The sequence below is a fragment of the Secundilactobacillus oryzae JCM 18671 genome (assembly GCF_000740055.1).
Taxonomy (GTDB): Bacteria; Bacillota; Bacilli; order Lactobacillales; family Lactobacillaceae; genus Secundilactobacillus; species Secundilactobacillus oryzae.
Genome location: NZ_BBJM01000056.1, coordinates 1 through 4,048, shown reverse-complemented (window position 1 = coordinate 4,048; position 4,048 = coordinate 1). Strand labels below are relative to the sequence as shown.

Sequence of the window (4,048 nt, the reverse complement as noted above, 5' to 3'; positions counted from 1 at the left end):
AGATCAGCTCCTAAAAGATGGGTTTGTGGTAAACACCATTTTAAAGGAAGCTGATCTTTTTTGTCCGAACAGCGTTCGGATTAATTTTACAATCTACTTTTAGTCTTCTTTTTTTGTGGGGTGGGTATGTTAGAATGATATAAGATGAATTGAAAGGATGCTAATGATGGAAGTAAATAATGTGGAGCTCGTGATGAGCGCCGTATCACCAACTCAATATCCAACAACCGGTTATCCTGAAATCGCGTTTGTGGGGCGTTCAAACGTCGGTAAGTCTTCGATGACGAACGTTTTGATTAACCGAAAGAGTTATGCACGGACCTCAAGTCAACCTGGAAAGACACAAACCCTTAACTTTTACCAAGTTGAGGATCAGCTTTACTTTGTCGACGTGCCTGGATATGGCTATGCGAAGGTCTCTAAGCAAGAACGCGAGAAGTGGGGCGAGATGATTGAAACCTACTTGACTCAGCGGGAGACGCTTCGAGGCGTTGTTTCTCTCGTGGATGCACGTCATGAGCCTACTCAAGATGATGTACAGATGTATCAATGGCTCAGCTATTATGATATTCCGATTCTAATTTTGGCCACAAAGGCTGACAAAATCGTCCGCGGTAAATGGAACAAGCAGGAAAGTATTATCAAAAAGAAGCTTGGATTTAATAAGAAGGATTCATTTGTCATGTTTTCGGCTCAAACTAAGATGGGCAAGGACGAAATCTGGAAATGGATTGAAGATCATGCGTTTGGAGGAGATCAGGATGGAATTTAACGACTATCAAAAGGCAGCAAATCGTACGCTTTACGGCAATGAACAAGTATTGACCAATTGTGCGCTTGGGTTGTCGAGTGAGGTCGGTGAAGTGGTTGATCTCGTCAGACAATATACATTCTATAGTCAAAAGTTGGATAAAAAAGCTTTGGTTAAAGAAATGGGTGACGTCATGTGGTACCTGTCCCAAGTTGCCGAATGGGCTGATATTCCATTTGACGATGTTGCAAAGGATAATATTGAGCGTTTGAATGCTCGTTATCCTGATGGATTTAAGCAAAGTAATTAAATAGTGAATCAAAATCAGCTATCAAATTTGATAACTGATTTTTTTGTATTATCAATTATTATATGGATTTTATGTATAAAAACATGAATATTAAGCTTTTTTTATGTATAAAGATTGCATTATATGAATACACGTGATATTCTCTCAATATTGTTAATTAATTAAAACTTTATTAGAGATTGAGGGAATTGAAATGGCAGAAAATAACAAGGTGGTTTTAGCGTATTCAGGTGGACTGGATACTTCGGTTGCAGTCGCATGGCTTAAAGACAAGGGCTACGATGTGATTGCTTGTTGTATCAACGTCGGTGAAGGTAAGGATCTGGACTTCATCAAAGAAAAAGCACTGAAAGTTGGTGCGGTTGAAGCTTACGCAATTGATACATTAGATGAGTTTGCTGAAGAGTACGCATTGATTGCACTTCAAGGTCATACGTATTACGAAGGTGAATATCCACTTATTTCCGCATTGTCACGCCCACTAATCAGCAAAAAGATGGTGGAAATTGCGCACGAAAAAAATGCCATTGCCATTGCCCATGGCTGTACGGGTAAGGGAAATGATCAAGTCCGTTTTGAAGTTACCATCCACGCATTAGATCCTAATTTAGAAGTTTTGACACCAGTACGTGACTGGCACTGGTCTCGTGAAGAAGAAATTGACTATGCGAAGGAACACAACATTCCAATTCCAATTGATTTAGACTCACCATACTCGATCGACGCAAACATTTGGGGCCGGGCCAATGAAGCCGGCGTATTGGAAGATCCTTGGGCAACAGCACCAGAAGATGCCTACGCTATGACGAATCCCATCGAGGATACGCCAGATCAACCAGAAATTTTGGAAATCGATTTTGAAAAAGGAATTCCGGTTGCACTCAACCATGAACCTATGAAGTTAGCTGATATGATCCAGACGATTAATGAAATTGCTGGGACGCACGGTGTTGGCCGAATTGATCATATTGAAAACCGTTTGGTAGGGATTAAGTCTCGTGAAATCTACGAAGCACCTGCCGCAACTGTTTTGATAAAGGCACACAAAGAATTAGAAGATATGACCTTTGAACGTGACCTAGCACATTTCAAGCCCGTAATTGAAAAGCAATTAACTGAGCTTATCTACAACGCTTTGTGGTTCTCACCACTGATGACTGCATTGGTTGCCTTTTTGAAGAAGAGTCAAGAAGCCGTTAACGGCACAATCAAGTTGCAATTGTTCAAAGGCAACATCAAAATTCTTGGTCGTAAATCGGATAACTCTCTTTATGACAAGAACTTGGCAACATATACAGCTGCTGATTCATTTGACCAAGAAGCTGCTAAGGGATTCGTTAAACTCTGGGGCTTACCAACTCAAGTTTACTCACAAGTCCAAATTAAAAATAAGCAACGCACCTTTTTAGATCAGGTTGCTCAATTGAAGTCTGATCAAGGTGAAAAGGTTTTGGTTTCAAACCACCGGAAGGATGACGAATTAAACTATGAGCACTAAATTGTGGGGCGGTAGATTTCAAGAAGAAAGCGAAGGCTGGGTAAACGAGTTTGGCGCCTCCATTCGATTTGACCAACTCATGGCGGATGAAGATGTGATGGGCTCATTGGCACACGTCAAAATGCTTCAGAAAACTGGTATCCTTTCCGAATCAGATAGTCAGCAAATCATTGCTGGCTTGGAGGAGATTCAACAAGATATCCACACCAACAAGATTCAGTTTTCAACTGATAACGAAGATATCCATATGAACATTGAATCGATTTTGACCGAACGAATTGGTGCAGTTGCCGGTAAACTTCATACGGGTCGTTCTCGAAATGATCAGGTCGCAACCGATTTCCATCTTTATCTTAAAGTGCGGTTACCCAAGATTATTCAAGCCATTGAAGCGGTTCAAACGACTTTGGTGAAACTCGCAGAAGAAAACGTTGAAACTGTGATGCCTGGCTATACGCATCTACAACATGCTCAGCCAATTTCGTACGGGCACTACTTGATGGCGTATTATCAAATGCTGAAGCGTGATAAAGAACGATTTACATTTAATGAACAGCATACGGACATATTGCCATTAGGATCTGCCGCTTTGGCAGGCACAACGTTTCCGATTGATCGGCAGTTTGTTGCTTCAGAGCTAGGTTTTGACAGCGTATATGCAAATTCACTTGATGCGGTTTCTGATCGTGACTTTGTTCTAGAATTTCTCAGTAATGCTTCGATTTTGATGATGCATCTGTCCCGGTTATGCGAAGAAATCAGTATGTGGGTCAGTTACGAATTCAGCTACCTAGAGTTGAGCGATGCTTTTACGACCGGTAGCTCAATCATGCCGCAAAAGAAAAACCCGGACATGGCTGAGTTAATTCGAGGAAAAAGCGGCCGTGTCTTTGGTCACTTGATGGGCTTATTAGCAACGATGAAGTCTTTGCCGCTTGCTTACAATAAGGATCTTCAAGAGGATAAAGAGGGGACGTTTGATACGGTGAAAACCATTCTGCCTGCATTGAAGGTGCTGAATGGCATGCTGAAATCACTCAAAGTTAATAAAGCGCGTATGCAAGCAGCCGTTGAAAATGACTATTCGAACGCAACCGAGTTAGCCGATTACCTGACAACGAAGGGAATACCATTCCGAGAAGCACATAAGATCGTTGGTGAGCTCGTTTATGAAGCAATCGAAGGCCAACAAAACTTACAGGATTTCCCGTTAACGAAGTTCCAAGAGATCGATGCCACCATCGACGAGACGGTTTACGAAATCCTAGACCCTGTGACAGCCGTTAGAAGACGTCAGTCTGAGGGCGGAACCGGATTTGATCAGGTTATCCAACAGATACAACAAGCCAAAACAGAGTTGAGCAAATAAAAAAAACGGATTAGGCAAGCAACGGGACTGCTCCGAGTCAAGTAGACAGTTCAAATAATTAAAATAGCTATGCAGTTTTTAGAATGGCATGATTCCGAAATTCTTTCGGGGTCATGCCAT

4 protein-coding genes are annotated in these 4,048 nt (G+C 41.7%); all 4 read left to right on the top strand.

The window, feature by feature from the left end:
• The first annotated feature begins 166 nt into the window (after positions 1-166).
• The 4 genes from yihA (at position 167) to argH (ending at position 3,928) form a co-directional block, all read left to right on the top strand.
• On the top strand, positions 167-772 hold the full coding sequence (gene yihA, locus LOSG293_RS09490; protein ID WP_034529756.1) for a ribosome biogenesis GTP-binding protein YihA/YsxC: 606 nt from the start codon (positions 167-169) through the stop codon (positions 770-772).
• The gene (locus LOSG293_RS09485) at positions 762-1,061 is read left to right on the top strand and encodes a nucleoside triphosphate pyrophosphohydrolase family protein (protein WP_034529754.1); all 300 of its coding nucleotides are present in this window, start codon (positions 762-764) and stop codon (positions 1,059-1,061) included. The genes yihA and LOSG293_RS09485 overlap by 11 nt, the downstream gene beginning before the upstream one ends.
• 193 nt (positions 1,062-1,254) lie before the next feature.
• The gene (locus LOSG293_RS09480; protein ID WP_034529751.1) at positions 1,255-2,559 is read left to right on the top strand and encodes an argininosuccinate synthase; all 1,305 of its coding nucleotides are present in this window, start codon (positions 1,255-1,257) and stop codon (positions 2,557-2,559) included.
• On the top strand, positions 2,549-3,928 hold the full coding sequence (gene argH / locus LOSG293_RS09475; RefSeq protein ID WP_034529748.1) for an argininosuccinate lyase: 1,380 nt from the start codon (positions 2,549-2,551) through the stop codon (positions 3,926-3,928). The genes LOSG293_RS09480 and argH overlap by 11 nt, the downstream gene beginning before the upstream one ends.
• The last annotated feature ends 120 nt before the right edge of the window (positions 3,929-4,048 follow it).